This is a genomic window from Stenotrophomonas sp. TWI809, from assembly GCF_039673205.1.
Classification (GTDB): domain Bacteria; phylum Pseudomonadota; class Gammaproteobacteria; order Xanthomonadales; family Xanthomonadaceae; genus Stenotrophomonas.
Genome location: NZ_JBDJLE010000056.1, coordinates 1 through 500 on the forward strand (window position 1 = coordinate 1; position 500 = coordinate 500).

Consider the following 500-nt stretch of genomic DNA (forward strand, 5'->3'; position numbering starts at 1 on the left):
GTTTTTTTACGGCGGTTGGTTTTTGGGTGGGGCGGGCGGCGGGCGGCCCCCGGGGCCCCCTTCTGGGGCCCGCGCCCGCCGGGGGTCGCCACTGCCGTTTCATCGGCGCATCCTGGGCTTCGTCGCAAACCCGTTGCAGTGCGCCCGGGCAGGGCGCGATGGTGGTCTCCGGGCGGCAGGGTGCCGTCAACGGAGACCAACGATGAAGACCCTGTTCGCCTTGGGCGTGTGGTGCCTGCTGTTCGTGCTGTGCTGGCCGCTGGCGCTCCTGGCCCTGGTGGCGTGGCCGTTGGTGTGGCTGGTCAGCCTGCCGTTCCGCCTGGTCGGCATCACGTTCTCGGCGCTGTTTGCCTTCCTGCGTGCGCTGTTGATGCTTCCGGCGCGGCTGCTGGGTGGCGGGCGCGTCGCAACGGCCTGAACAAGAATGGGATCGGGTAGTGCCGGCCCCAGGCCGGCGGCTCATTCTGGGCTGGCTCTAATACACAACAGATGAAGCCCAC

The 500-nt window shown here is 68.8% G+C and carries 1 protein-coding gene; it reads left to right on the forward strand.

Annotation, left to right across the window (positions count from 1 at the left end):
• Positions 1-202: 202 nt before the first annotated feature.
• The gene (locus tag ABE472_RS18835) at positions 203-418 is read left to right on the forward strand and encodes a hypothetical protein (RefSeq protein ID WP_102787997.1); all 216 of its coding nucleotides are present in this window, start codon (positions 203-205) and stop codon (positions 416-418) included.
• Positions 419-500 lie beyond the last annotated feature (82 nt).